Source organism: Streptomyces sp. NBC_00461, from assembly GCF_036013935.1.
Classification (GTDB): Bacteria; Actinomycetota; Actinomycetes; order Streptomycetales; family Streptomycetaceae; genus Streptomyces.
The window spans coordinates 2,198,654-2,223,582 of sequence record NZ_CP107902.1 but is presented as its reverse complement, the minus strand read 5'-3'; the positions used below and the strand labels follow the sequence as shown (position 1 = coordinate 2,223,582).

The 24,929-nt window shown below is 68.6% G+C and carries 18 protein-coding genes, 3 rRNA genes and 1 pseudogene; 17 read left to right on the top strand and 5 right to left on the bottom strand.

Annotation, left to right across the window (positions count from 1 at the left end; translation table 11 throughout):
- Positions 1 to 33 precede the first annotated feature (33 nt).
- Positions 34 to 816 (bottom strand): sporulation protein, encoded by a 783-nt coding sequence (locus OG870_RS10600; protein ID WP_266511763.1) that lies wholly within the window; start codon positions 814 to 816, stop codon positions 34 to 36.
- Positions 817 to 954: 138 nt separating this feature from the next.
- Here OG870_RS10600 and OG870_RS10595 point away from each other — a divergent pair, with 138 nt between their 5' ends.
- From OG870_RS10595 to OG870_RS10570, 6 genes and pseudogenes are all read left to right on the top strand, one after another.
- The gene (locus tag OG870_RS10595; RefSeq protein WP_266511761.1) at positions 955 to 1,596 is read left to right on the top strand and encodes a DNA-3-methyladenine glycosylase; all 642 of its coding nucleotides are present in this window, start codon (positions 955 to 957) and stop codon (positions 1,594 to 1,596) included.
- Between the two features lie 577 nt (positions 1,597 to 2,173).
- A 16S ribosomal RNA gene (locus OG870_RS10590) occupies positions 2,174 to 3,699 on the top strand.
- A 316-nt stretch (positions 3,700 to 4,015) separates the two neighbouring features.
- A 23S ribosomal RNA gene (locus OG870_RS10585) occupies positions 4,016 to 7,133 on the top strand.
- A 103-nt stretch (positions 7,134 to 7,236) separates the two neighbouring features.
- A 5S ribosomal RNA gene (gene rrf, locus OG870_RS10580) occupies positions 7,237 to 7,353 on the top strand.
- The 16S, 23S and 5S rRNA genes sit together here, the layout of an rRNA operon.
- Positions 7,354 to 7,816: 463 nt before the next feature.
- Positions 7,817 to 8,416 (top strand): annotated as a pseudogene (locus OG870_RS10575) (hypothetical protein); the annotation flags it as partial.
- Between the two features lie 342 nt (positions 8,417 to 8,758).
- Complete coding sequence (locus OG870_RS10570) at positions 8,759 to 9,526, top strand: tetratricopeptide repeat protein (protein WP_266520143.1); 768 nt, start codon at positions 8,759 to 8,761, stop codon at positions 9,524 to 9,526.
- Positions 9,527 to 9,572: 46 nt separating this feature from the next.
- Here the strand turns inward: OG870_RS10570 and OG870_RS10565 are convergent, their stop codons facing one another.
- A complete protein-coding gene (locus OG870_RS10565) occupies positions 9,573 to 10,865 on the bottom strand; it encodes a DUF1015 domain-containing protein (RefSeq protein WP_266511758.1) in 1,293 nt (430 codons plus the stop codon).
- A 72-nt stretch (positions 10,866 to 10,937) separates the two neighbouring features.
- On the opposite strand from OG870_RS10565, the gene OG870_RS10560 reads away from it, so the two are divergent.
- The 4 genes from OG870_RS10560 (at position 10,938) to OG870_RS10545 (ending at position 15,058) form a co-directional block, all read left to right on the top strand.
- Positions 10,938 to 11,966: an HAD hydrolase-like protein gene (locus OG870_RS10560; RefSeq protein ID WP_266511756.1), complete on the top strand. Its 1,029-nt coding sequence runs from the start codon at positions 10,938 to 10,940 to the stop codon at positions 11,964 to 11,966.
- A gap of 100 nt (positions 11,967 to 12,066) precedes the next feature.
- Positions 12,067 to 13,110, top strand: a complete 1,044-nt coding sequence (locus OG870_RS10555) for a FecCD family ABC transporter permease (RefSeq protein ID WP_266841246.1) — start codon at positions 12,067 to 12,069, stop codon at positions 13,108 to 13,110.
- Positions 13,107 to 14,144 (top strand): FecCD family ABC transporter permease, encoded by a 1,038-nt coding sequence (locus OG870_RS10550; protein WP_266841248.1) that lies wholly within the window; start codon positions 13,107 to 13,109, stop codon positions 14,142 to 14,144. Before OG870_RS10555 ends, OG870_RS10550 begins: the two co-directional genes overlap by 4 nt.
- A complete protein-coding gene (locus tag OG870_RS10545) occupies positions 14,141 to 15,058 on the top strand; it encodes an ABC transporter ATP-binding protein (RefSeq protein WP_266841250.1) in 918 nt (305 codons plus the stop codon). The genes OG870_RS10550 and OG870_RS10545 overlap by 4 nt, the downstream gene beginning before the upstream one ends.
- On the opposite strand, the gene OG870_RS10540 is transcribed toward OG870_RS10545, so the two are convergent.
- Entirely contained in the window at positions 15,042 to 15,389 is a 348-nt protein-coding gene (locus tag OG870_RS10540; RefSeq protein WP_266511745.1) for an SCP2 sterol-binding domain-containing protein, read from the bottom strand. The genes OG870_RS10545 and OG870_RS10540 overlap by 17 nt on opposite strands.
- Positions 15,390 to 15,431: 42 nt before the next feature.
- Here OG870_RS10540 and OG870_RS10535 point away from each other — a divergent pair, with 42 nt between their 5' ends.
- From OG870_RS10535 to OG870_RS10510, 6 genes are all read left to right on the top strand, one after another.
- The gene (locus OG870_RS10535) at positions 15,432 to 15,740 is read left to right on the top strand and encodes a hypothetical protein (RefSeq protein ID WP_266585646.1); all 309 of its coding nucleotides are present in this window, start codon (positions 15,432 to 15,434) and stop codon (positions 15,738 to 15,740) included.
- A 7-nt stretch (positions 15,741 to 15,747) separates the two neighbouring features.
- Positions 15,748 to 16,563 (top strand): TlyA family RNA methyltransferase, encoded by an 816-nt coding sequence (locus tag OG870_RS10530; protein WP_266511741.1) that lies wholly within the window; start codon positions 15,748 to 15,750, stop codon positions 16,561 to 16,563.
- Positions 16,560 to 17,465 (top strand): NAD kinase, encoded by a 906-nt coding sequence (locus OG870_RS10525; protein ID WP_266511738.1) that lies wholly within the window; start codon positions 16,560 to 16,562, stop codon positions 17,463 to 17,465. Before OG870_RS10530 ends, OG870_RS10525 begins: the two co-directional genes overlap by 4 nt.
- 240 nt (positions 17,466 to 17,705) lie before the next feature.
- Positions 17,706 to 19,424, top strand: coding sequence for a DNA repair protein RecN (recN, locus tag OG870_RS10520; protein WP_266588487.1), 1,719 nt, complete (start codon positions 17,706 to 17,708; stop codon positions 19,422 to 19,424).
- A 43-nt stretch (positions 19,425 to 19,467) separates the two neighbouring features.
- Positions 19,468 to 20,223, top strand: a complete 756-nt coding sequence (locus tag OG870_RS10515; RefSeq protein WP_266841253.1) for a hypothetical protein — start codon at positions 19,468 to 19,470, stop codon at positions 20,221 to 20,223.
- Positions 20,224 to 20,489: 266 nt separating this feature from the next.
- Positions 20,490 to 21,626 (top strand): glycosyltransferase family 4 protein, encoded by a 1,137-nt coding sequence (locus OG870_RS10510; protein ID WP_266511732.1) that lies wholly within the window; start codon positions 20,490 to 20,492, stop codon positions 21,624 to 21,626.
- Here the strand turns inward: OG870_RS10510 and OG870_RS10505 are convergent.
- Complete coding sequence (locus tag OG870_RS10505) at positions 21,623 to 23,278, bottom strand: PucR family transcriptional regulator (protein WP_266511729.1); 1,656 nt, start codon at positions 23,276 to 23,278, stop codon at positions 21,623 to 21,625. The genes OG870_RS10510 and OG870_RS10505 overlap by 4 nt on opposite strands.
- Before the next feature lie 62 nt (positions 23,279 to 23,340).
- Here OG870_RS10505 and OG870_RS10500 point away from each other — a divergent pair, with 62 nt between their 5' ends.
- A complete protein-coding gene (locus OG870_RS10500) occupies positions 23,341 to 23,502 on the top strand; it encodes a hypothetical protein (RefSeq protein ID WP_266511726.1) in 162 nt (53 codons plus the stop codon).
- On the opposite strand, the gene OG870_RS10495 is transcribed toward OG870_RS10500, so the two are convergent.
- Entirely contained in the window at positions 23,489 to 24,871 is a 1,383-nt protein-coding gene (locus OG870_RS10495; RefSeq protein ID WP_266511723.1) for an FAD-binding oxidoreductase, read from the bottom strand. The genes OG870_RS10500 and OG870_RS10495 overlap by 14 nt on opposite strands.
- Positions 24,872 to 24,929: the final 58 nt, after the last annotated feature.

The window sequence follows — 24,929 nt, the reverse complement described above, 5'->3', positions numbered from 1 at the left end:
CTGATCGATTACTGGAATCAGCAGTTCCCGAGCCTAGAACCAGCTGCGCTTGCTGCCGACCTCGGACAGCCACTGGTTGAGGTATGCCGCCCAGTCGGTCCCGTGGAAGTCGTGCAGACCCACCTGGAACGACCGGAACGTGTCACTGCCCTCGCTGAACAGCCCCGGCTTCTTGTCCATCTCCAGGATGACGTCCATGGCGTGCTCGTCGGCCACGAAGCTCAACTCGACCTGGTTGAGCCCCCGGTACTGCGACGGCGGGAAGAACTCGATCTCCTGGTAGAACGGCAGCTTCTGGCGCGTGTTCCGGATGTGCCCGCGCTCCATGTCCGCGTTCTTGAAGCGGAAGCCCAGCTGGATGAACGCGTCCAGGATCGCCTTCTGCGCCGGCAGCGGATGCACGTTGATCGGGTCCAGGTCACCGGAGTCCACCGCGCGCGCGATCTCCAGCTCCGTCCGCACACCGATGTGCATCCCGCGCAGGGTCTGCCCGTCGATCGTGGTGACCGGCGTCTCCCAGGGGATCTCCAGCCCGAACGGCACGGCGTGCACGGCCCCGGCCTGCAGCTCGAAGGCGCCACCGAGCCGCACCTTCGTGAACTCGATGTTCTGCTTGTACTCCTGGTCGCCGCTCTCGACCTCGACCTGCGCCTGCAGGCCCACGGACAGGCCCTCGATCTCCTGGTTCACGGACCCGCCCTGGATCCGCACCTCGCCCTGGACGACGCCGCCCGGAACGACGTTGACCTCGGTCAGCACCGTCTCGACCGAAGCCCCGCCGGCCCCCAGGCTCGCGAGCAGCTTCTTGAACGCCATGTCTCTCCTCTTATGTGTGAACCCTTGATCCCTACAAACGCGATCCGGGCGTGCCCGGTTCCGCGCCCTCACCCTGGCAAGCAGACGGAACCTTGACCACCCCTTGGCCCCCACCCGTCTGGACTAGGCTCGGGCGCCATGATCGCGTCACCGGACCGTATGCCACTCCCCAGGGAGTTCTTCGACCGCCCCGTACTGGAAGTCGCCCCCGACCTCCTGGGCCGGCTCCTCGTGCGTACGACACCGGACGGTCCGATCGCCCTGCGCCTCACGGAGGTCGAGGCGTACGACGGCGCGAACGACCCGGGCTCCCACGCCTATCGCGGTCCCACGCCCCGCAACGGCGTGATGTTCGGTCCGCCCGGGCACGTGTACGTCTACTTCACCTACGGCATGTGGTTCTGCATGAACCTGGTGTGCGGCCCCGAAGGACGGGCGAGCGCGGTCCTGCTCCGGGCCGGGGAGATCGTCGAGGGCGCCGCGCTCGCGCGTAAACGTCGGCTCTCGGCCCGAAACGACAAGGAACTGGCCAAAGGGCCCGCACGCCTGGCCACCGCACTGGACGTGGGCCGGGACCTGGACGGCACGGACGCATGCACCTCCGGGGACACCCCGCTCCGCATCCTGACGGGCACTCCGATCGCCCCCGACCAGGTACGCAACGGTCCACGCACCGGCGTGGCGGGCGACGGGGGCGTGCACCCGTGGCGCTTCTGGAGCGCCAACGACCCGACAGTGAGCCCATATCGGGCTCACGTCCCGAGGCGCCGCCGAAGTTGACTCGCCCTTGGAAGGTGCGTAATGTAGCCCGAGCCGCTGAACCGGGTATGGCAATCGCCAGGAGCCGGAAGCGGCCAAACCACTACCTACGATCACCCCTCAGCGGGGGCGAATTCGGCATGTCCGCATGTCTGAATTCAAGCTCGCGGAACTCGATTATGAGTTGCCGAGGGAATCGGCTAGCGTAGTGAATGTCGAAAGGCCCCGCCGACAGGGAATCAGGCCCGAAAGGATCTGATAGAGTCGGAACCGCCGGAAAGGGAAACGCGAAAGCGGAAACCTGGAAAGCACCGAGGAAATCGGATCGGGAAACGGTCTGATAGAGTCGGAAACGCAAGACCGAAGGGAAGCGCCCGGAGGAAAGCCCGAGAGGGTGAGTACAAAGGAAGCGTCCGTTCCTTGAGAACTCAACAGCGTGCCAAAAATCAACGCCAGATATGTTGATACCCCGTCTGCCGGAATCATCCGGTGGTCGAGGTTCCTTTGAAGTAAAACACAGCGAGGACGCTGTGAACGGCTGGGCTTATTCCGCCCGGCTGTTCCGCTCTCGTGGTGTCATCCCGATTACGGGACAACATTCACGGAGAGTTTGATCCTGGCTCAGGACGAACGCTGGCGGCGTGCTTAACACATGCAAGTCGAACGATGAAGCCCTTCGGGGTGGATTAGTGGCGAACGGGTGAGTAACACGTGGGCAATCTGCCCTTCACTCTGGGACAAGCCCTGGAAACGGGGTCTAATACCGGATATCACTGCCACTCGCATGGGTGGTGGTTGAAAGCTCCGGCGGTGAAGGATGAGCCCGCGGCCTATCAGCTTGTTGGTGAGGTAATGGCTCACCAAGGCGACGACGGGTAGCCGGCCTGAGAGGGCGACCGGCCACACTGGGACTGAGACACGGCCCAGACTCCTACGGGAGGCAGCAGTGGGGAATATTGCACAATGGGCGCAAGCCTGATGCAGCGACGCCGCGTGAGGGATGACGGCCTTCGGGTTGTAAACCTCTTTCAGCAGGGAAGAAGCGAAAGTGACGGTACCTGCAGAAGAAGCGCCGGCTAACTACGTGCCAGCAGCCGCGGTAATACGTAGGGCGCAAGCGTTGTCCGGAATTATTGGGCGTAAAGAGCTCGTAGGCGGCTTGTCACGTCGGGTGTGAAAGCCCGGGGCTTAACCCCGGGTCTGCATTCGATACGGGCTAGCTAGAGTGTGGTAGGGGAGATCGGAATTCCTGGTGTAGCGGTGAAATGCGCAGATATCAGGAGGAACACCGGTGGCGAAGGCGGATCTCTGGGCCATTACTGACGCTGAGGAGCGAAAGCGTGGGGAGCGAACAGGATTAGATACCCTGGTAGTCCACGCCGTAAACGGTGGGAACTAGGTGTTGGCGACATTCCACGTCGTCGGTGCCGCAGCTAACGCATTAAGTTCCCCGCCTGGGGAGTACGGCCGCAAGGCTAAAACTCAAAGGAATTGACGGGGGCCCGCACAAGCAGCGGAGCATGTGGCTTAATTCGACGCAACGCGAAGAACCTTACCAAGGCTTGACATACGCCGGAAAGCATCAGAGATGGTGCCCCCCTTGTGGTCGGTGTACAGGTGGTGCATGGCTGTCGTCAGCTCGTGTCGTGAGATGTTGGGTTAAGTCCCGCAACGAGCGCAACCCTTGTCCTGTGTTGCCAGCATGCCCTTCGGGGTGATGGGGACTCACAGGAGACCGCCGGGGTCAACTCGGAGGAAGGTGGGGACGACGTCAAGTCATCATGCCCCTTATGTCTTGGGCTGCACACGTGCTACAATGGCCGGTACAATGAGCTGCGATACCGTGAGGTGGAGCGAATCTCAAAAAGCCGGTCTCAGTTCGGATTGGGGTCTGCAACTCGACCCCATGAAGTCGGAGTTGCTAGTAATCGCAGATCAGCATTGCTGCGGTGAATACGTTCCCGGGCCTTGTACACACCGCCCGTCACGTCACGAAAGTCGGTAACACCCGAAGCCGGTGGCCCAACCCCTTGTGGGAGGGAGCTGTCGAAGGTGGGACTGGCGATTGGGACGAAGTCGTAACAAGGTAGCCGTACCGGAAGGTGCGGCTGGATCACCTCCTTTCTAAGGAGCATCTAGACCGCCAGGCGTGCCTGGTGGTCCAGGGCCATTACGTCGGCACACGTTCGACGGTGGTTGCTCATGGGTGGAACGTTGATTATTCGGTCCGGTTCACGGGTCGGAGGCTGCCAGTACTGCTCTTCGGAGTGTGGAAAGCATGATCTCCGGGCGGGAGTCGGGTCGGGCACGCTGTTGGGTGTCTGAGGGTGCGAGCGTTGCTCGTCCTTCTGATGCCGGCCCCAGTGCACTCGGACTTAGGTTCGGGGTGATGGGTGGCTGGTCGTTGTTTGAGAACTGCACAGTGGACGCGAGCATCTGTGGCCAAGTTTTTAAGGGCGCACGGTGGATGCCTTGGCACCAGGAACCGATGAAGGACGTGGGAGGCCACGATAGGCCCCGGGGAGTCGTCAACCAGGCTTTGATCCGGGGGTGTCCGAATGGGGAAACCCGGCAGTCGTCATGGGCTGTCACCCTTGCCTGAACACATAGGGCAAGTGGAGGGAACGCGGGGAAGTGAAACATCTCAGTACCCGCAGGAAGAGAAAACAACCGTGATTCCGGGAGTAGTGGCGAGCGAAACCGGATGAGGCCAAACCGTATGCGTGTGAGACCCGGCAGGGGTTGCGTATACGGGGTTGTGGGATCTCTCTTTTACGGTCTGCCGGCCGTGAGACGAGTCAGAAACCGTTGATGTAGGCGAAGGACATGCGAAAGGTCCGGCGTAGAGGGTAAGACCCCCGTAGTCGAAACATCAGCGGCTCGTTTGAGAGACACCCAAGTAGCACGGGGCCCGAGAAATCCCGTGTGAATCTGGCGGGACCACCCGCTAAGCCTAAATATTCCCTGGTGACCGATAGCGGATAGTACCGTGAGGGAATGGTGAAAAGTACCGCGGGAGCGGAGTGAAATAGTACCTGAAACCGTGTGCCTACAAGCCGTGGGAGCGTCGGAATGTGCTTGCACATTCTCGTGACTGCGTGCCTTTTGAAGAATGAGCCTGCGAGTTTGCGGTGTGTTGCGAGGTTAACCCGAGTGGGGAAGCCGTAGCGAAAGCGAGTCCGAATAGGGCGGTATAGTAGCGCGCTCAAGACCCGAAGCGGAGTGATCTAGCCATGGGCAGGTTGAAGCGGAGGTAAGACTTCGTGGAGGACCGAACCCACCAGGGTTGAAAACCTGGGGGATGACCTGTGGTTAGGGGTGAAAGGCCAATCAAACTCCGTGATAGCTGGTTCTCCCCGAAATGCATTTAGGTGCAGCGTCGTGTGTTTCTTGCCGGAGGTAGAGCACTGGATAGGCGATGGGCCCTACCGGGTTACTGACCTTAGCCAAACTCCGAATGCCGGTAAGTGAGAGCGCGGCAGTGAGACTGTGGGGGATAAGCTCCATGGTCGAGAGGGAAACAGCCCAGAGCATCGACTAAGGCCCCTAAGCGTACGCTAAGTGGGAAAGGATGTGGAGTCGCACAGACAACCAGGAGGTTGGCTTAGAAGCAGCCACCCTTGAAAGAGTGCGTAATAGCTCACTGGTCTAGTGATTCCGCGCCGACAATGTAGCGGGGCTCAAGCGTACCGCCGAAGTCGTGTCATTCATGCTATAGGGCCAACGCCCGCATGGATGGGTAGGGGAGCGTCGTGTGCCGGGTGAAGCCGCGCCGGAAGGCAGTGGTGGACGGTTCACGAGTGAGAATGCAGGCATGAGTAGCGATACACACGTGAGAAACGTGTGCGCCGATTGACTAAGGGTTCCTGGGTCAAGCTGATCTGCCCAGGGTAAGTCGGGACCTAAGGCGAGGCCGACAGGCGTAGTCGATGGATAACCGGTTGATATTCCGGTACCCGCTGTGAAGCGTCAAACATTGAATCAGGCGATGCTAAGTCCGTGAAGCCGTTCCGGACCCTTCGGGGAATGGAAAGTGGTGGAGCCGACGGACCAGACTTGTAGTAGGTGAGTGATGGGGTGACGCAGGAAGGTAGTCCAGCCCGGGCGGTGGTTGTCCCGGGGTAAGGGTGTAGCCCGCCATCCAGGTAAATCCGGATGGCATGTGGGTGAGACCTGATGCCGAGCCGATTGTGGTGAAGTGGATGATCCTATGCTGTCGAGAAAAGCCTCTAGCGAGTTTCATGGCGGCCCGTACCCTAAACCGACTCAGGTGGTCAGGTAGAGAATACCGAGGCGTTCGGGTGAACTATGGTTAAGGAACTCGGCAAAATGCCCCCGTAACTTCGGGAGAAGGGGGGCCATCACCGGTGATTGGATTTTCTCCATGAGCTGGGGGTGGCCGCAGAGACCAGCGAGAAGCGACTGTTTACTAAAAACACAGGTCCGTGCGAAGCCGTAAGGCGATGTATACGGACTGACGCCTGCCCGGTGCTGGAACGTTAAGGGGACCGGTTAGTGCGCTTTCGGGCGTGCGAAGCTGAGAACTTAAGCGCCAGTAAACGGCGGTGGTAACTATAACCATCCTAAGGTAGCGAAATTCCTTGTCGGGTAAGTTCCGACCTGCACGAATGGCGTAACGACTTCTCGACTGTCTCAACCATAGGCCCGGTGAAATTGCACTACGAGTAAAGATGCTCGTTTCGCGCAGCAGGACGGAAAGACCCCGGGACCTTTACTACAGTTTGATATTGGTGTTCGGTTCGGCTTGTGTAGGATAGCTGGGAGACTGTGAACTCTGGACGCCAGTTCAGGGGGAGTCGTCGTTGAAATACCAGTCTGGTCGTGCTGGATGTCTAACCTGGGTCCGTGATCCGGATCAGGGACAGTGTCTGATGGGTAGTTTAACTGGGGCGGTTGCCTCCTAAAGAGTAACGGAGGCGCCCAAAGGTTCCCTCAGCCTGGTTGGCAATCAGGTGTTGAGTGTAAGTGCACAAGGGAGCTTGACTGTGAGACCGACGGGTCGAGCAGGGACGAAAGTCGGGACTAGTGATCCGGCGGTGGCTTGTGGAAGCGCCGTCGCTCAACGGATAAAAGGTACCCCGGGGATAACAGGCTGATCTTCCCCAAGAGTCCATATCGACGGGATGGTTTGGCACCTCGATGTCGGCTCGTCGCATCCTGGGGCTGGAGTCGGTCCCAAGGGTTGGGCTGTTCGCCCATTAAAGCGGTACGCGAGCTGGGTTTAGAACGTCGTGAGACAGTTCGGTCCCTATCCGCTGCGCGCGCAGGAATATTGAGAAGGGCTGTCCCTAGTACGAGAGGACCGGGACGGACGAACCTCTGGTGTGCCAGTTGTTCTGCCAAGGGCATGGCTGGTTGGCTACGTTCGGGAGGGATAACCGCTGAAAGCATCTAAGCGGGAAGCCTGCTTCGAGATGAGTATTCCCACCCACTTGATGGGGTAAGGCTCCCAGTAGACGACTGGGTTGATAGGCCGGATCTGGAAGCCCAGTAATGGGTGGAGGTGACCGGTACTAATAGGCCGAGGGCTTGTCCTCAGTTGCTCGCGTCCACTGTGTTAGTTCTGAGGCAACGACTGTTGCCGGCTTTGAGCTGATAAACAAGTGAAGAGTGTGCTTGTTCGCTCGAAACCATTAGGGTTTCGGTGGTTATAGCGTGAGGGAAACGCCCGGTTACATTTCGAACCCGGAAGCTAAGCCTTACAGCGCCGATGGTACTGCAGGGGGGACCCTGTGGGAGAGTAGGACGCCGCCGAACAATCTTTGGAGGACCCCTGGTCCCAGCGTCAAGCTGGGACCAGGGGTCCTTTCGTTTTTCTGAAACAAACACAGCCCGAAGCGCGCCGGATACCCGGCTGCGCGAGAATGACTTGCGGTACCGAAGACAGGAGTCACCCATGTCCACCAACTCTCCCGACGACCGACCGGAGCGCGACCAGCGGCGACGGGACAGTGGGGACCGCGGTGACCGTGGGGGTTACCGTCGGGACAACCGCGGTGGTGACAACCGCGGTGGTGACAACCGCGGTGGCGACAATCGTGGTGAGTCCGACCGTGGCGGTGACAGCCGCGGTGGGTCCGACCGTGGCGGCTTCCGTAGGGACGACCGTCGTGGTGACAACCGCGGTGGCGGGTATGGCCGGCGAGACGACCGGCGTGAGGGCGACCGTGGCGCGCGTCCGGCGTTCCAGCGCGACGACCGTGACCGTGGGCCGCGTCGCGACGACCGCAAGGACGACCGTGATCGCGGCTTCCGGCGCGACGACCGCGGAGACCGTGGAGGAGACCGCGGCGAGCGTCCTCCCTTCCGTCGTGACGACCGAGGAGAGCGGCGCGACAACGACCGCGGTGGCTTCCGACGCGACGACAACCGCGGTGGCGGATACGGCCGTAGTGACGACCGTCGGAGTGATGACCGCGGTGACCGTGGCGGTTTCCGCCGTGATGACCGTAGGGACGACCGGCGTGACGACAACCGCGGTGGTTCCGACCGTGACCGTGGTGGCTACGGCCGTCGCGACGATCGCAGGGATGACCGCGGTGACCGCAGTGAGCGTCCCTCCTCGTTCCGGCGTGATGACCGCGGTGATCGTGGGGAACGTCCTCCCTTCCGTCGTGATGACCGTGGCGATCGTGGCGAGCGTCCGTCGTTCCGTCGTGATGATCGTGGAGACCGCGGGGATCGCCCCTCGTTCCGTCGTGATGATCGTGGAGACCGTGGCGAGCGTCCTCCCTTCCGTCGTGATGATCGTGGAGACCGCGGGGATCGCCCCTCGTTCCGTCGTGATGATCGTGGAGACCGTGGCGAGCGTCCTCCCTTCCGTCGTGATGATCGTGGAGACCGCGGCGAGCGTCCTCCCTTCCGTCGTGATGATCGCGGTGATCGTGGCGAGCGTCCTCCCTTCCGTCGTGATGACCGCGGGGAGCGCCGGGAAGGCGACCGCGGGGGATTTCGGCGGGACGACAACCGTGGTGGCGGGTACGGCCGTAGGGACGACCGGCGGGGCGATGACCGTGGTGGACGCGGCGGTCCCCGTCGTGACGACCGCGGTGGTCGGCCCGGAGGTTCCGGAGGCTTCCGGGGGCGGGACGACCGGCAGGGCGGTGGCGGACGGTTCCGTGACGAGCGGGATCGTGACCGCGACCGTGAGCCGATCAAGCGGCTGCCCATCCCCGAGGACGTCACCGGCGAGGAGATCGACAAGGACGTACGGCAGGAGCTGCAGAGTCTGCCGAAGGGGCTTGCGGAGGACGTCGCCAAGAACCTGGTGATGGTCGCTCGGCTCATCGACGAGGACCCCGAGGGTGCCTACGGCTACTCCAAGGTGGCGCTGCGTCTGGCGTCGCGTGTCGCCGCGGTGCGTGAGGCGGGTGGGTTCGCCGCGTACGCGAACCAGAAGTACGCCGAGGCGCTTGCCGAGTTCCGGGCGGCGCGGCGCATGTCCGGCAGCGCGGAGCTGTGGCCCGTGATGGCCGACTGCGAGCGTGGACTCGGGCGGCCGGAGAAGGCGCTGGACATGGCCGGGGCGCCCGAGGTGCAGAGGCTGGACAAGGCCGGGCAGGTCGAGATGCGGCTCGTCGCGGCCGGCGCCCGGCGCGACATGGGGCAGCTCGACGCGGCCATCGTGACGCTACAGAGCCCCGAGTTGGCCTCCAACTCGCTGCAGCCGTGGACCGCGCGACTGCGGTACGCGTACGCCGACGCGCTGCTCGCCGCCGGTCGCAAGGACGAGGCGCGGGAGTGGTTCGCGAAGGCCGTCGAGGCCGACAAGGACGGCAGCACGGACGCCTCGGACCGGCTCGCCGAGCTGGACGGTGTGGAGTTCGTCGATGCCTTCGAGGAGAGCGACGAGGCCGACAGTGCCGAGGTCGAGGCCGAGGCGGAGGTCGCGGCTGAGGACGACGTCGAGGTCGAGGACGACAAGGACTGATCTGAGTGTGAGGGGCGGGACCGTGTGGTCCCGCCCCTTTCGCATGTCAGAGGTCCAGTGCGCGCAGCACCAGTCCCGAGGCCGGCTTCGGGCCGAACGACGTCGACTTGCGGGGCATCGTCACTCCCTGGCGGGCCAGGTCGCGGACGACCTCCTCGCGGACCGGGTGCATCAGGACGGCCGTACCGCCGTCGCGTTCCGCCTTCTCGACCGTGGCCGCCGTGTCGTGGATGTACGCGATGTGGGCCGGGGAATCCTCGGGGATGTGCCAGACGTGGTCGAGGAGCGTGGAGTGCAGGACCGTCGCGTCAAGGGTGCGCCAGGCGACGGGGCGGTCGGCGGGGATCGTACGGGCCAGGAGGTCCGGGTCGGGGCGGTCGACCAGGTGGAAGGCGCCGTCGCCGGCCAGCAGGAAGGCGTTGCCCGCGCAGGCGCTGTCCGCGAGCGCGTCCAGGGCTTCAGGCAGCGGCACGGGCAGGTGCCGTATCCGGAAGTGGCCCTCCATCGCGGCGAGCGCGTCGGCAACCGGCAGGCCGTGCAGGAGGCGGTGGATGGCGCGGACGCGCAGGGGGTAGCGGGCCGTGTCGACCAGGAGGACGAGGCCGTAGTCCCAGGCGCTGGGGGAGGGGTGCTCCCCGCGAAGGCGGCGGTACGTCGCCCAGCGGTGGTGGCCGTCGGCGATCAGCGCCTGGTGCTGGGCCAGGTCGGCCTGGATGCGGTCGAGCTCGGCCGGGTCGGTGACCGACCACAGACGGTGGCTGAAGCCGTCCTCCGTAGTGGTGGCCAGGAGCGGGGACAGGTCGGCGACCCGTTCCACGACGTCTCTCGCGGCCGACGCCGAGCCATTGCCGCGGTAGGTCAGGAGCAGGGGTTCGAGGTTCGCGGAGGTGGCGCGCATCAGCGCAGCGCGGTCGGCGACGACATGCGGCATGACGTCCTCGTGCGGCAGCACCACGCCCTCCGAAGGGTCCGAGACACGCAGGGCGCCGATGATGCCGCGCTGCAGCATTCCGTTGCCGTCCTGCTGCTCGTAGACGTACAGGCCCGGTTGTGAGTCTGCGGCCAGTACGCCCTCCGACAGCCAGCGGCGCAGGGTGTCGGCGGCCTGTTCATTGCGCGCGGTGGGCGTGGTGGCCTGCGGCAGGATCAGGCGGACGATGTTGTACGGGTCGGCGGACTGGAGGTGGTGCAGGCCGTCGGGGCGTACGACGACGTCGTACGGAGGGGACGTCACGGCGGCCAGGCTGCCGACCCGGTCGGGGTCGTAGCGAAGGCCTCGGAACGGGGTGAGTTCCAGGCCTCGGCGCGCCGTTGGTTCCGAGTGACCTGCTGTGTTCATCCCGGCATCGTACGTGTGTCAGAGGCGTGAGGGATGATCGAGGGAAAGCCGTCGAGCGAGGAGCGATGTGGAATGAGCCAGAGCGTCAGGACGAGGCCCGAGGGCAGTGGCCAGGCCCTGAGCGAGGCGTATGACACGGCGCTGCTCGATCTGGACGGGGTGGTGTACGCCGGGGGCAAGGCCATCGCGTACGCGGTCGAGTCGCTGGCCACCGCCCGGGCGGGCGGGATGCATCTCGCGTACGTCACCAACAACGCGCTGCGGACGCCGGACACGGTGGCCGATCACTTGACCGAGCTGGGGATACCGACCGGCGCGGATGACGTCATCACCTCCGCGCAGGCGGTCGCGCGGCTGATCAGCGAGCAGGTGCCGGCGGGGGCGCGTGTGCTGGTGATCGGCGGGGAGGGGCTGCGGGTCGCGCTGCGGGAGCTGGGGCTCGAACCCGTCGAGTCGGCGGACGACGATCCGGTGGCGGTCGTGCAGGGGTACGGCGGGCCCGAGTTGCAGTGGGCACGGTTCGCCGAGGCCTGCTTCGCCATCGCGCGCGGGGTGCCCTGGTACGCGTCCAACACCGACCTGACGATTCCGAGCGCGCGCGGGATCGCGCCGGGCAACGGCGCGGCGGTGGAGGTCGTACGGATTGCGACCGGGGCCGAACCGCAGGTCGCGGGCAAGCCGTTGCCGCCCATGCACCGCGAGACGATCCTGCGGACCGGTGCCGAGCGTCCGCTGGTGGTCGGGGACCGGCTGGACACGGACATCGAAGGCGCGTTCAACGGGGAGGTGGACTCGCTGCTCGTCCTCACCGGCGTCACCGACGGCGCGCAGCTGCTTGCCGCACCGCCGCAGCACCGGCCGACGTATGTCGACGCCGATCTGCGCGGGATGCTGACGGGACAGCCCGAGGTCGGCGAGGCGGGAGGGGGCTTCCGGTGCGGCGGCTGGACGGCGACGGCGGGCACGGACCGGCTGGAACTGGACGGTGACGGCGAGGCCCTGGACGGACTGCGGGCGTTGTGCGCGGCGGCCTGGACGGCGGCCGGTGAGGGTGTGTGCAAGCTGGATGCGGGGAAGGCGCTGGCGCGGCTGGATTTGTGAGCCGACGCGCACGCCCGGCGGGGAGCGGGGAACCTGTGCATCGCATGGCCGCCGCGACCGGGGATCGTACGTCAAGGCGAGGGTAGGCTAACCTAACCACGTGTTGGTCGACAGTCCTCCCGAACAGTGCGCGGAGACCGCCCCCGCGCCCCCAACCCGCCGGGCGATACGTGCCGTTGGGCTTCTCGTGTCCGTCGTCGTCCTGGTCCTCGTCGCCCTGACGAGCATCGCGATCGGCGCGAAAGTGCTCTCCCCGGAGCAGGTCTGGCACGGGCTGTTCCACTACACGGGGACCTACGGCGACGTCGTGGTCGACGAGCGGCTGTCGCGGACCGTGCTCGGCCTGCTCGCCGGCGCGGCGCTCGGCCTCTCCGGGGCGGTGCTCCAGGCGCTCACCCGCAATCCGCTCGCCGACCCGGGGCTGCTCGGCATCAACGCGGGCGCGTCGGCCGCGGTCGTCACGGCGATGACCTACTTCGGTGTCACGAGCCTGGGCTGCTATGTCTGGTTCGCCTTCGCCGGAGCGGCTGCCGTAGGAGCGCTTGTCTGGTTCCTCGGTGGCAGCCGGGGCGCGACGCCGGTGCGGCTCGCGCTCGCCGGTACCGCGATCAGTGCCGCGCTCTACGGCTATCTGCAGGCCGTGATGATCACGGACCAGGCGGCGCTCGCCAAGATGCGCTTCTGGACGGTCGGTTCACTGGCCTCGGCGACCAACTCGACGATCCTGCAGGTGCTGCCGTTCCTCGCGGCCGGCACGGTCCTCGCCCTCGCGCTCGCCCGGCCGCTCAACGCGGTGGCCATGGGCGACGACACCGCCAAGGCGCTCGGCGCGAACCTGAACCGCACCCGGGCACTGTCCATGCTCGCCGCGACCGTGCTGTGCGGGGCGGCGACCGCCGCCTGCGGGCCGATCGCCTTCGTGGGACTGATGGTCCCGCACGTCGTACGGTCCTTCACCGGTCCCGACCTGCGCTGGATCCTGCCGTACGCCACGATCCTGTCGCCCGTGCTGCTGCTCGGGGCCGATGTGATCGGCCGGGTCGTCGCCCGTCCCTCGGAGCTGCAGGTCGGCATCGTCACCGCGCTCATCGGCGGACCGGTCTTCATCTTTCTGGTACGACGGCGAAGGACGGCGCAGCTGTGAGGGCCAACCGTGTGGTGAGGGCGCCGGGCGGGCTGTCCGTGCGCCTGGACGTCCGGGCCGTCACCGTCGTCGCTCTGCTGCTGCTTGCCGCGCTCGCCGCGAGCGTCCTGCTGATCGGCACCGGCGACTTCCCGATCCCGGCGGGCGACGTACTGAAGACGCTGGCCGGGAACGGAAACGCGGGGCAGGAGTTCATCGTCAACGAGCTGCGCCTGCCGCGGGTGCTGGTCGGGCTGCTGGTCGGCGCCTCACTGGGGCTCGGGGGTGCGCTGTTCCAGGCCGTCTCCCGCAATCCGCTGGGCAGCCCGGACGTGCTCGGCCTCGGGCAGGGGGCGACGGCCGGGGCGCTCGTGATGATCGTGCTGTTCTCCGGAACCGCGGCCCAGGTCACCGTGGGCGCGCTCGTGGGCGGTCTGGCGACCGGACTCGCCATCCATCTGCTCGCCTGGAAGCAGGGCGTGCACGGTTACCGACTGGTCCTGGTCGGTATCGGCGTCTCCGCGATCGTCACGGCCGTCAACGGCTATCTGCTCACCGTCTCCGACATCGTCGACGCCACCCGCGCGGTCGTCTGGATGACCGGGTCCCTCAGCGGCCGCGACTGGGACCAGGTCTGGCCGCTGCTCGGGCTGTGCACCGTGCTCGTACCGCTCGTGCTCGCCAACGCGCGCGGGCTGCGAATGATGGAGATGGGCGACGACGTCTCGAACGCCCTCGGGGTGCGCGTGGAGCGTGTACGGGGGCTGCTGATGGTGGCCGCCGTCCTGCTCACCGCCACCGCCACCGCCGCCGCGGGCCCCGTCAGCTTCGTCGCGCTCACCGCACCGCAGCTCGCCCGCCGCCTGACCCGCTCGCCCGGCCCCAACCTGTTGTCGTCCCTCTGCATGGGCGCCGCCCTCCTGGTCGCCGCCGACTGGGCCTCGCAGCGCGTCTTCGGCGCCGACCAGCTGCCCGTGGGTGTCGTCACCGGAGTGCTCGGCGGCGTCTATCTGCTGTGGCTGCTGGTCACCGAGCGCAGGGCGGGCCGGATATGAGCGCCCACGGCACCACCGCCGGCGGGCCGAACAGCGAGGCGGGCCGAACAACGGGGCCGAACAAGCGAAGGAGCACCGTGAACCGTCTGTCCGCCGAGAACGTCACCCTCGCCTACGACCAGCGGGTCATCGCCGAGCAGCTCGCGGTGGAGATTCCTGACAACTCGTTCACCGTGATCGTCGGACCCAACGCGTGCGGCAAGTCGACGCTGCTGCGTGCCCTGTCGCGGATGCTGAAGCCGAGCCGGGGCCGGGTGCTGCTCGACGGGCAGGTCATCCAGTCGATGCCGGCGAAGAAGATCGCGCGGACGCTGGGCCTGCTGCCGCAGTCGTCGATCGCGCCCGACGGGATCACCGTCGCCGACCTGGTGGGCCGCGGCAGGTACCCGCACCAGGGCATTCTGCGCCAGTGGTCGGCGCAGGACGAGCGGGTGGTGCAGGAGTCGATGGCGCAGACCGGGGTCGCCCAACTCGCCGATCGATATGTCGACGAACTGTCGGGAGGCCAGCGGCAGCGCGTGTGGATCGCCATGGCGCTCGCCCAGCAGACCCCGCTGCTGCTGCTCGACGAGCCGACGACCTACCTCGACATCCAGCACCAGATCGACGTCCTCGACCTGTGCGCCGAGCTGCACGAGGAACAGGGGCGCACGCTGGTCGCCGTGCTGCACGACCTCAACCACGCCGCCCGGTACGCCACCCACCTGATCGCGCTGCGCGAGGGGCGGATCATCGCCGAGGGTGCGCCGAGCGACATCGTCACGGCCGAACTGGTCGAGGAGGTCTTCGGGCTGCGCTGCCAGGTCATCGACGACCCGGAGACGGGGACACCGCTGGTGGTGCCGGCGGCGCGCAGGGCGCGGACGGAGGCGAGGGCCGATCCCAGGAAGATGGCTGCTACAGAAGCTTTCTGAGCTGGAGCAGGTCGCGCAGCCCGGCCTCCAGCTTCACCCGGCCCGAGCCCCAGGCCTTGGCGAAGTTCAGCTCGCCGTCGACCAGCGCCACCAGGTCGTCGCCCGCCATGGTCAGTCTGATCTGGGCCTTTTCGGGCGGTGGCCCCTGGATCGTGTCGTGCACCACGATCCGGCCGCCGGTGAGCCGGCCCATGAAGGTGACGTCCAGGTCGGTGATCCGGCAGCTCACCGAGCGGTCCAGGGCAGCGGCCGTGCGGACGTCCCCTTCGGCTTGCTGCATGTTGTCCGAGAGCTTTTCGAGTGCGGCGCGGCACTCCTCGATCGTGGCCATCGCGATCGACGGTACCCCAGGGCTTCGGGGTAGCGTCTGGGCATGAGCGACACAGTGCCGGAGAGCGAGGCACCCCAGGAGCCGGTGGTCGAACCCGCGTACGACCCTGCCGCCTCCGCCCCGCTGAACGTGCCCCGGACCCCCACCGGCAACGCCGACGTGGACGCCCAGCTGGAGCGGCTCACCGACGCCGACCACCTCGCCACCGACGGACATCTCGAGGTGTACGAGGATGTACACCGGGGGCTGCGCGACGCGCTCACCGCGCTCGACGCCCGCCCGGGACCTCCGGCGCCCTCACCGACGTATGACACGAGGGCGCCTTCACCCTCGTACGGAAAGAGGAGCTGAACCGAACGTGGCAGGAGTGGCACGCCGTCGGCTGGACGCGGAGCTGGTCCGCCGGAAGCTCGCGCGCTCGCGTGAGCATGCCGGCCAGCTGATCGCGGCCGGACGGGTCACCGTCGGCAAGACCGTCGCGACCAAGTCCGCCACGCAGGTGGAGACCGCGGCGGCGATCGTGGTCACGGCCGACGGCAGCGATCCCGACTACGTGTCCCGGGGCGGGCACAAGCTTGCGGGTGCGCTGCAGGCGTTCGTACCGCAGGGGCTCGTCGTGGAGGGACGGCGGGCGCTTGACGCCGGCGCCTCCACCGGCGGCTTCACGGATGTCCTGCTCCGCTCGGGGGTCGTGCACGTCGTCGCCGTCGACGTCGGATACGGACAACTCGCCTGGACTCTTCGCAGCGATGAACGCGTCACCGTCAAGGACCGTACGAACGTACGCGAGTTGACGCTTGAAGAGATCGATGGGGAGCCTGTGGATCTTGTCGTGGGGGATCTGTCCTTCATCCCGCTCGGGCTGGTTCTGCCCGCTCTGGTGCGGTGCGTGAAGCCGGACGCCGACCTGGTGATGATGGTCAAGCCGCAGTTCGAGGTGGGGAAGGAACGACTGGGGAGCGGGGGAGTCGTACGGAGTTCGCAGCTGCGGGCGGAGGCCGTGCGGGGTGTGGCCCACAAGGCGTGGGAACTCGGGCTCGGGGTGAAGGGTGTCACCGCCAGTCCGTTGCCCGGACCATCCGGGAATGTCGAGTATTTTCTGTGGCTGCGGGCCGGGGCACCCGAACTGGACCCGTCCGATGTTGACCGTGCAGTGGCGGAGGGGCCGCGTTGACACAGAACCGAGCTCGTACTGTTTTCCTGCTCGCCCACACGGGTCGGCCGGCGGCCATCCGCAGTGCCGAGCTGGTGGTGAAGGGGCTGCTTCGCGAGGGCATCGGCGTGCGCGTCCTGGAGTACGAGGCCGCCGATCTGCCGCTGCCCGAGGAGGTGGAGCTGGTCAAGGAGGCCACCCCGCAGTGCCTCGACGGGTGCGAGCTGCTCATCGTGCTGGGCGGTGACGGGACGCTGCTGCGCGGCGCCGAGTTCGCCCGGGCCTCCGGGGTGCCGATGCTCGGCGTCAACCTCGGGCGCGTCGGTTTCCTCGCGGAGGCCGAGCGGGACGACCTCGACAAGGTCGTCGACCGGGTGGTGACGAAGGCGTACGAGGTCGAGGAGCGGATGACCGTCGACGTCGTCGTTCACCGCAACGGCGACATCGTGCACACGGACTGGGCGCTGAACGAGGCCGCCGTGCAGAAGGTGTCCGCCGAGAAGCTCCTCGAAGTCGTCCTGGAGATCGACGGACGGCCGGTCACCGGGTTCGGCTGCGACGGGATCGTCCTGTCCACGCCGACCGGGTCCACGGCCTACGCGTTCTCCGCGGGCGGGCCCGTGGTGTGGCCCGAGGTCGAGGCGTTGCTGATGGTGCCGATCTCGGCGCACGCGCTGTTCGCGAAACCGTTGGTGACGTCGCCGGACTCCGTACTCGCGGTGGAGGTCCTGCCGCACATTCCGCCGGGTGTCCTGTGGTGCGACGGACGGCGCACGGTCGAGCTGCCGCCGGGGGCCAGGGTCGAGGTGCGGCGGGGCGCTGTGCCGGTGCGGTTGGCTCGGTTGCACCATGCGTCCTTCACCGACCGGCTTGTGGCGAAGTTCGCGTTGCCGGTGTCCGGGTGGCGAGGGGCGCCGCATTAGCGCTCTGTAGGGGGTGGCGGGGCTTGTTGCGCGGCCGCGGGTGCGTCGTGGCTCGTCGCGCCCACGCGGCGGAGCCGCACGTCGATACAGCCCCGCCCCTGAAAGCCAGGAGCCTTGCACTCGCCCGAGTGACAATGTGCCGTCGATGCACATTCGTCACCTGCACCTTCACACAAGGAGCCCGGGGGCCGTCGCACTCCCCGGTGCCGACCTCGTAAGGTCGTAGCCGTGCTGGAAGAGATGCGGATACGGTCGCTCGGAGTCATCGACGACGCGGTCGTCGAGCTGTCGCCCGGGTTCACTGCCGTCACCGGTGAGACGGGTGCGGGCAAGACCATGGTGGTCACCAGCCTCGGGCTGCTGCTGGGTGGGCGGGCGGACCCGGCGCTCGTGCGGATCGGGGCCGGGAAAGCGGTCGTGGAGGGGCGGATCACCGTTCCCCCGGGCGCCTCGGCCGTCCTGCGCGCCGAGGAGGCCGGGGCCGAGCTCGACGACGGGGCGCTGCTCATCAGCCGTACCGTTTCCGCCGAAGGGCGGTCCCGGGCGCATGTGGGCGGGCGCAGCGTGCCGGTCGGGCTGCTCGCCGACCTCGCCGACGACCTCGTGGCGGTGCACGGGCAGACCGATCAGCAGGGGCTGCTCAAGCTGTCCCGGCAGCGGCAGGCGCTCGACCGGTACGCCGGGGACGCCGTCGCCGGGCCGCTCGCGAAGTACGGCGAGGCCTACCGGCGGCTGCGGGCCGTCTCCGTCGAGCTGGAGGAGATCGTCACGCGCGCGCGTGAGCGGGTCCAGGAGGCCGACATGCTGCGCTACGGGCTCGACGAGATCGCGGGTGTCGAGCCGCGCACCGGGGAGGACGTCGAACTGGCGGAGGAGGCGGAGCGGCTCGGGCACGCGGAGGCACTGTCGTCCGCCGCCACGGCCGCCCACGCGGCGCTCGCGGGCAACCCCGAGGACCCCGAGGGCATCGACGCCGCCACGCTCGTCGCGGGGGCCCAGCGCGCGCTGGACGCCGTACGGTCGCACGACCCGTCGCTGGCCGCGCTCGCCGACCGGATCGGGGAGATCGGGATCCTGCTGGGCGACGTGGCAGGGGAGTTGGCGGGGTACGCCGACGATCTGGACGCGGATCCCCTGCGGCTGGCGGCGGTTGAGGAACGACGGGCCGCGCTCGGGGCGCTGACGCGGAAGTACGGCGAGGACGTCGCCTCGGTGCTGGCATGGGCCGAGCAGAGTGCCACGCGGCTGACGGAGCTGGACGGTGACGACGAGCGGATCGACGAGCTGACCGCCGAGCGCGACGCGTTGCGGACCGAACTGGGCGGACTGGCACAGGCGTTGACGGATGCGCGGGCGGAGGCGGCGGAGCGCTTCGCGGCCGCCGTGACCGCGGAACTCGCCTCGCTGGCCATGCCCCACGCGCGCGTGTCGTTCGAGATCCGGCAGACCGAGGATCCGGAGGGCGTGGAGGTCGGCGGTCGTACTGTCGCCTACGGGCCGTCAGGTGCCGACGAGGTCGAACTGCTGCTGGCCCCCCACCCGGGGGCGCCGCCGCGGCCCATCGCCAAGGGCGCGTCCGGTGGTGAGCTGTCGCGCGTGATGCTCGCCGTGGAGGTCGTGTTCGCGGGGACGGATCCCGTGCCGACGTATCTCTTCGACGAGGTCGACGCCGGCGTCGGCGGCAAGGCGGCGGTCGAGATCGGGCGCCGGCTTGCCAAGCTCGCCAAGTCCGCGCAGGTCGTGGTCGTCACCCACCTTCCGCAGGTGGCCGCGTTCGCCGACCGGCAGCTGCTGGTCGAGAAGACGAACGACGGGTCCGTGACGCGGTCCGGCGTGAAGGTCCTTGAGGGCGAGGAGCGCGTGCGGGAGCTGTCGCGGATGCTGGCCGGCCAGGAGGACTCGGAGACGGCCCGCGCGCACGCGGAGGAGCTGCTGGCCACGGCTCGGGCGGACGGCTAGCGCGGGCAGTATGCGCGGGGGCGTCGACTCGTAAGGTGGCCGGATGGTCAACCGTGCACGCAGAACCCGTTCGTTCGGACTCGCCGCCTCCCTCGCCCGTGCCGGGATCGCCGGACTGCGGGCCAAGGCTCCAGGGGGCCGCGGGCGTTGGGAGCGGACGAACTACGCAGGGCGGACCGTCGAGTTGTACGCCGGGCCCGCCGTCGCCGCGGCGGCCGCTGTCGGGGCCGGGCGGGTCCGGCCCGCCGCGGGGTTCGCGGTGCTCGTGGCCGGGGTCTGCGGGGCCTACGACGACGTCGCCGGGGCCGGTGACCCGCGCCGCGGGTTCCGGGACCACCTCCTCGCGCTCCGGGACGGCGAGGTCACCAGCGGGGCGGTCAAGCTGTTCGGGATCTCCGCGGCGGGGCTCGTCGCCGGTGCGCTGCTCAAGGAACGGGCCGTCGACAAGGTGCTGGCGGGCGTCGTGATCGCCGGAGCGGCCCACTTCGTGAACCTCGTGGACCTGCGACCGGGCAGGGCCGCCGGAGCGGTGGTCGCACTCGGGGCACCCGGGCTGCTGCGCCCGGGCGCCGGCGCGGAACTGGCGGCCGCCGCGATGGGCGCCGCCGCGGCCGTCCTGCCCGACGACCTCGGCGAACGCGCGATGCTGGGTGACACGGGCGCACACGCGCTCGGCGCGGCGCTCGGCGCCGCCGTCGTCGCGGGCAACGGACGCGCCGGCCTCCTCGCCCACGCCGCCGCCCTCGTGGCCGCGGCGGCGTACGGCGACCAGGTGAGCGAGGCGGCGAAGGCGTGGTGACGGTTCTCGTGAGAGGTGTCACGGCCGGCGGGCCTTGAAGGCATTCAGCAGCCCCGTCCCGCACAGAAACCGCGCCTTCTCACTCGTGTGAGTGACCAACCCCACCGCCCTGCCGCCCCCGCGCCGCCTCCACGTTGTCGGAACACCCGTGCGTGCTGGCATCCTTGGCGTAGTACGTGGAGGAAAGCGCGCGGTTCACCCCCTCCGCTCGATCCTTCTGTACTTTCTTCGTGACCGCCCGACGCCGAACCAGGAGCCCCGGCCACGTGAGCCCCGTGAGCAGCCACTCACCGCACGGCCAGTCGTCGCTGCGCACCGTGCAGGTGCTGGGCGGCGGCAACGCCGGCAGCAGCGCACATGTGCGTTCGCTGGCTTCGGGGCTTGTCGCGCGGGGCGTGCGGGTCACCGTGTGCGCCCCCGACGAGGCCGATCGCACCTACGACTTCACGGGAACCGGCGCCGAACACGTGCACGTGCCGCGCAGCAGCGATCCGGGATCCGTGGCCGCCCTGCGGGAGGCCTGCAAGGACGCCGACCTCGTGCACGCGCACGGGCTGCACGCCTCCTTCCGCGCCGTGCTCGCTCTCAGCGGGCGGCGGACCCCGCTCGTCGTCACCTGGCACAACCGCGCGCAGGTCGAGGGCGCGCGGGCGCATCTGCTGCGTCTGCTGGAGCGGAGGGTGGTGAAGGCCGCCACGGTGGTCCTCGGCACCACCTCCGACCTCGTGGACCGGGCCCGCCGGACCGGAGCACGCGACGCACGGCTCGCCGCCGTCGCGATGCCGGGACCGCGCAGGTCCGCCGAGCAGGAGGACCCCGAGCGGATCGGTTCCAAGATCCGGGCCGAACTCGGCTCCACCGGACGCCCGTTGCTGATGGCCGTCGGCTCGCTCGACCGGCAACGCGGTTACGACACCCTGCTGGACGCCACGCGTACGTGGCGATGCCTCGACCCCGTCCCCCTCGTGGTGATCGCGGGGGAGGGCCCGTTGCGCGCCGATCTGCAGCGCCGTATCGAGGACGAAGGGCTGCCGGTCCGGCTCATCGGGCGGCGTGACGACATCACCGACCTGCTCGCGGCGGCCGAGCTCGCGCTGCTGCCCAGCAGTTGGGAATCGCGTTCCGTGCTCGCGCAGGAAGCCCTCCACGCGCGCGTGCCGCTCGTCGCGACCCGCGTCGGCGGCATCCCCGAACTCGTCGGCGACGCAGCCGAACTCGTCCCGTACGGCGACGCGGAGGCCCTCGCCGACGCCGTCGCCGGTCTCCTCGGGGATCCGGAACGCCGTGAGCTGCTCAGGGAGAAGGGCACCCGGCAGGTCGCGACCTGGCCGAGCGAGGACGAGACCGTGGCCCAAGTGCTGAGCGTCTACGACGAGTTGACCCAGCACCGGCCGTTCGTCTAGGAGACGTGCCGGCGCGCGCGCAGAGCCAGGCTCAACGCCAGCACCGTCTGCGGATCGTCGAGGTCCGTGCCGAGCAACTCGCCGATCCGGGCGAGGCGGTTGTAGAGGGTCTGCCGGTTGAGATGGAGCTCGCGGGCCGTCTCCGCCTTGCGGCCCGCGTGCGCCAAGTACGTCTCCAGGGTGGGCAGAAGGGGCGGCCGGGAGCGGTTGTCGTGGTCGCGCAGCGGGCCGATCGCACGGTCCACGAAGGCAGCCAGGTCCGGATGGTCACGCAGACGCCACAGGAGCAGGTCGATGTCCAGGCGGCGGGCGTCGTACCACGCCCGGTCCGACAGGCCCTGCGCCGCCGTCGCCGTCTCCGCCGCGTGCCGCATTCCCGCCGACGCCGCCGCCCAGCCGCCCGCCACCCCGACGACCACCACCGGCGGCTGCGCCCCGGGCCGCTGCATCCCGGCCCGCTCCACACCCGCCCGCAGCGCCGCCGCGACCCGGTCCGCGACCGCAGACCGCTCCGACTCCGAACGCAGGCCCAGCAGCACCGGGACCCGACCCTCGACAGGTCGTACACCCAGCAGGACCGGAACCCCCACCGAGGCCAGCTCCTCCGCGACCGCGCGCGCCAGCACCGCCCAGCCCCCGCCCGGCGACACGGTGTCGCCCAGCCGCATCACGACCGGCAACAGCGGACCGTTGCCGGGCTTGAAGCCCAGCACGCGCGCCTGCGCGGGCGCGTCCTGCGCGGCGATACGGCCCTCGGCGAGATCCGTGAGGAAGTCACCGCGGCCCCGCGCCGCCAGCTCCTCCTCCTGGCGCGCCTGCATCAGGACCACGGCCAGGATGCCGGCGGCCCGTTCGGCCGCGATCCGGTGCACCGGGGCCAGCGGGGCCCGTACGGGGAGGAGGACCAGGCGTGCCCGTACCGACCCCGATCCCGCTCCGCCCCCGGGAACGTCCACGAGGGCCGACCCCGACGGCGGCGGGGCGTCCTTGTGCTGGCCGCGCAGCCCCTCCCACACCTGGAGCGGGTCGGCCCCCTCGGGACCGGCGCCGGCCGCGTACAGCAGCTGCCCGTCCGTGGTCTCCAGGAAGACCGGGTTGCCGCTGAAGTCGGCCAGGATGCCCAGCACCTGGGGCACCCCGCCGCCGCCGAGCAGGGCCTCGGTACACCGGCGGTGCACCTCCTCCGCCTGCTGCAGCAGCGCGTAGTGGCCGTTGACGATCTCGGTGTGGACCTCCTCTGTGACCGCCACGAAGGGCACCTCGCGGTGCAGCTGGACCAGCGGGAGCCCCGCCGAGCGGGCCGTGTCGACGAGCGCGGCGGGCAGGCGCGTGAAGCGCGGGCCGAGTTCCACGACGAGGGCCGCGATGCCCCGCTCGGCCAGGGTGCGGACGAACGCCCGCTGGTCGGCCGGCCGGGTCCCGAGGCCGTACCCCGTGGTCAGCAGCAGTTCGCCGCCCTTCAGCAGCGAGGCGATGTTCGGCACCTCACCCGCGTGCACCCAGCGCACGGTGCGCTGCAGCCGGTCGGCGCCCGCGAGGACCTCCGGCAGCCCGCTGCGCAGGCCGGGCAGCTCCAGCGCCCGCTGAACGGTGATCCCCGCGCCCTGGGTGTCGAATCTGCTGCCCGCGCCGCTGTCCGTACTGCTGTCCATGAGCCGGACGCTACCCGCGCCCGCGCCTGTGGGACATCTCCGGGCGGGAGGACGGCTGCGCGGTGGACGAGCCGCTGCGGGTGGCGGTGGTCGCAGACCGGCTCGGATACCGGGAGGTGTGGGCCGGGGAGGGGCCGACCTGGGACTCCTTCGTGCCGGCCACGGCGGCCGATCCGGCGGGGGAGCACACGCTGGGGGCGCTGGAGGCTCTCAGGACGGCTTGATGTTGTGGTTGAAGCGGAACACGTTGTCGGGGTCGTACGACCGCTTCACGTCCGCGAGCCTGCGCGCGTTCTCGGTGCCGAGGCCCGCCACGACCCGGTCGGTGCCCTCGTCCCCGATGAAGTTGAGGTAGACCGCGCCCGTGCTCCACGGCTGCACGCCCGCCCGTACGTCCCGGACCCACTGGATGCACCGCTCGTCGTCCGCCGGGTCCTCCCACAGCCCGAAGGGGTGCACGGCCCACGGCGCGTCCCGGTAGGGCACCGGGTACTCGTGCGGGCCGGTGCCGATCGCGCCGCCCTGCGGGAACAGCGCGTGCAGCGTGCCCGTCGGCACGGGCACGGCCAGACCACTGGCGCAGAACGCGTCCACCAGGTCGTCCGGAGCGCCGGTCAGATACTCCGCCGACCAGTAGTTCCGCATCCCCGGCGGATCGTCGAGCATGCACTGGACATCGGCGTACGGCATCGCCCCGACGATCTCCGACTCGTGTGGCAGTGCCAGCAGCGGCTCGGCCAGCTTCAGCAGGTCCGCCTCGGCGCCGGCGTAGGTCAGCAGCGCCCCGCACAGCAGCGAGCCGACCAGGTGCGGCGGGACGAACTCCTCGGGCGGGCCGGTGACGTAGATGACGGCGCCGCTCGCCTCGTCCGGGCCGGCCGTGATCACATCCCGGTAGGTGCGCGTGACCTCCTGCCCGAACTCCGGCAGATACAGCACGAACGCGATGGAGAACTCGGGCAGTTCATGCAGTTTCAGGGTGAGCGCGGTGGCGATGCCGAAGTTGCCGCCACCACCGTGCAGGGCCCAGAACAGATCGGGGTTGTCGTCGGCGTTCGCATGGATCAGCTCGCCGTCCGCGGTGACCAGTTCGACGCCGAGGAGGTTGTCGACGGCGAGTCCGCAGCAGCGGTCCAGCCAGCCCGAGCCACCGCCCAGAACGAAGCCGCCGACACCGGTCGTGGACGCGCGGCCGCCGGTCGTGGCGAGCGCGTGGGGCTGGCAGGCCCGGTCCAGCTCGCTCATGGTGGCCCCGCCCGCGATCCGTACCGCCTCGGCGACCGGATCGACGGTGACCGTGCGCATGTGGCGCAGATCGACCACGAGGGCGCCGTCGCCCAGGGCCATGCCCGCCACGCTGTGCCCGCCCCCGCGTACCGCGACCGGCAGGTCCAGCTCACGGGCGAAGCGCACCGACCGCACGACGTCGGCCTCGTCCACGCACTGCGCGATCACGGCCGGATGCCGGTCGATCATCGCGTTGAACACGGTCCGCGCCTCGTCGTAGCCCGGATCCCCTGGGGCGAACACGTCGCCGACCAGATCCTCGCGCAGCACGGCGACGGCCGCGCCCGCCTTCGATGGGGAAGCCATGGGCCGCCCCCTTCCGTGCAGGGGCTGTTGGCTCCAGCGTAGGCGGGCCCGGTCCGGC

Bases quoted from the DNA above. Each gene is read 5' to 3' on its own strand.
- OG870_RS10595 (WP_266511761.1), top strand. From the start codon at position 955: ATGATCGCGTCACCGGACCGTATGCCACTCCCCAGGGAGTTCTTCGAC.
- OG870_RS10495 (WP_266511723.1), bottom strand. From the start codon at position 24,871: ATGGCTTCCCCATCGAAGGCGGGCGCGGCCGTCGCCGTGCTGCGCGAG.
- OG870_RS10540 (WP_266511745.1), bottom strand. From the start codon at position 15,389: ATGGCCACGATCGAGGAGTGCCGCGCCGCACTCGAAAAGCTCTCGGAC.
- OG870_RS10515 (WP_266841253.1), top strand. From the start codon at position 19,468: ATGGTCAACCGTGCACGCAGAACCCGTTCGTTCGGACTCGCCGCCTCC.
- recN (WP_266588487.1), top strand. From the start codon at position 17,706: ATGCGGATACGGTCGCTCGGAGTCATCGACGACGCGGTCGTCGAGCTG.
- OG870_RS10565 (WP_266511758.1), bottom strand. From the start codon at position 10,865: ATGAACACAGCAGGTCACTCGGAACCAACGGCGCGCCGAGGCCTGGAA.
- OG870_RS10505 (WP_266511729.1), bottom strand. From the start codon at position 23,278: ATGGACAGCAGTACGGACAGCGGCGCGGGCAGCAGATTCGACACCCAG.
- OG870_RS10545 (WP_266841250.1), top strand. From the start codon at position 14,141: ATGAGCGCCCACGGCACCACCGCCGGCGGGCCGAACAGCGAGGCGGGC.
- OG870_RS10535 (WP_266585646.1), top strand. From the start codon at position 15,432: ATGAGCGACACAGTGCCGGAGAGCGAGGCACCCCAGGAGCCGGTGGTC.
- OG870_RS10560 (WP_266511756.1), top strand. From the start codon at position 10,938: ATGAGCCAGAGCGTCAGGACGAGGCCCGAGGGCAGTGGCCAGGCCCTG.
- OG870_RS10600 (WP_266511763.1), bottom strand. From the start codon at position 816: ATGGCGTTCAAGAAGCTGCTCGCGAGCCTGGGGGCCGGCGGGGCTTCG.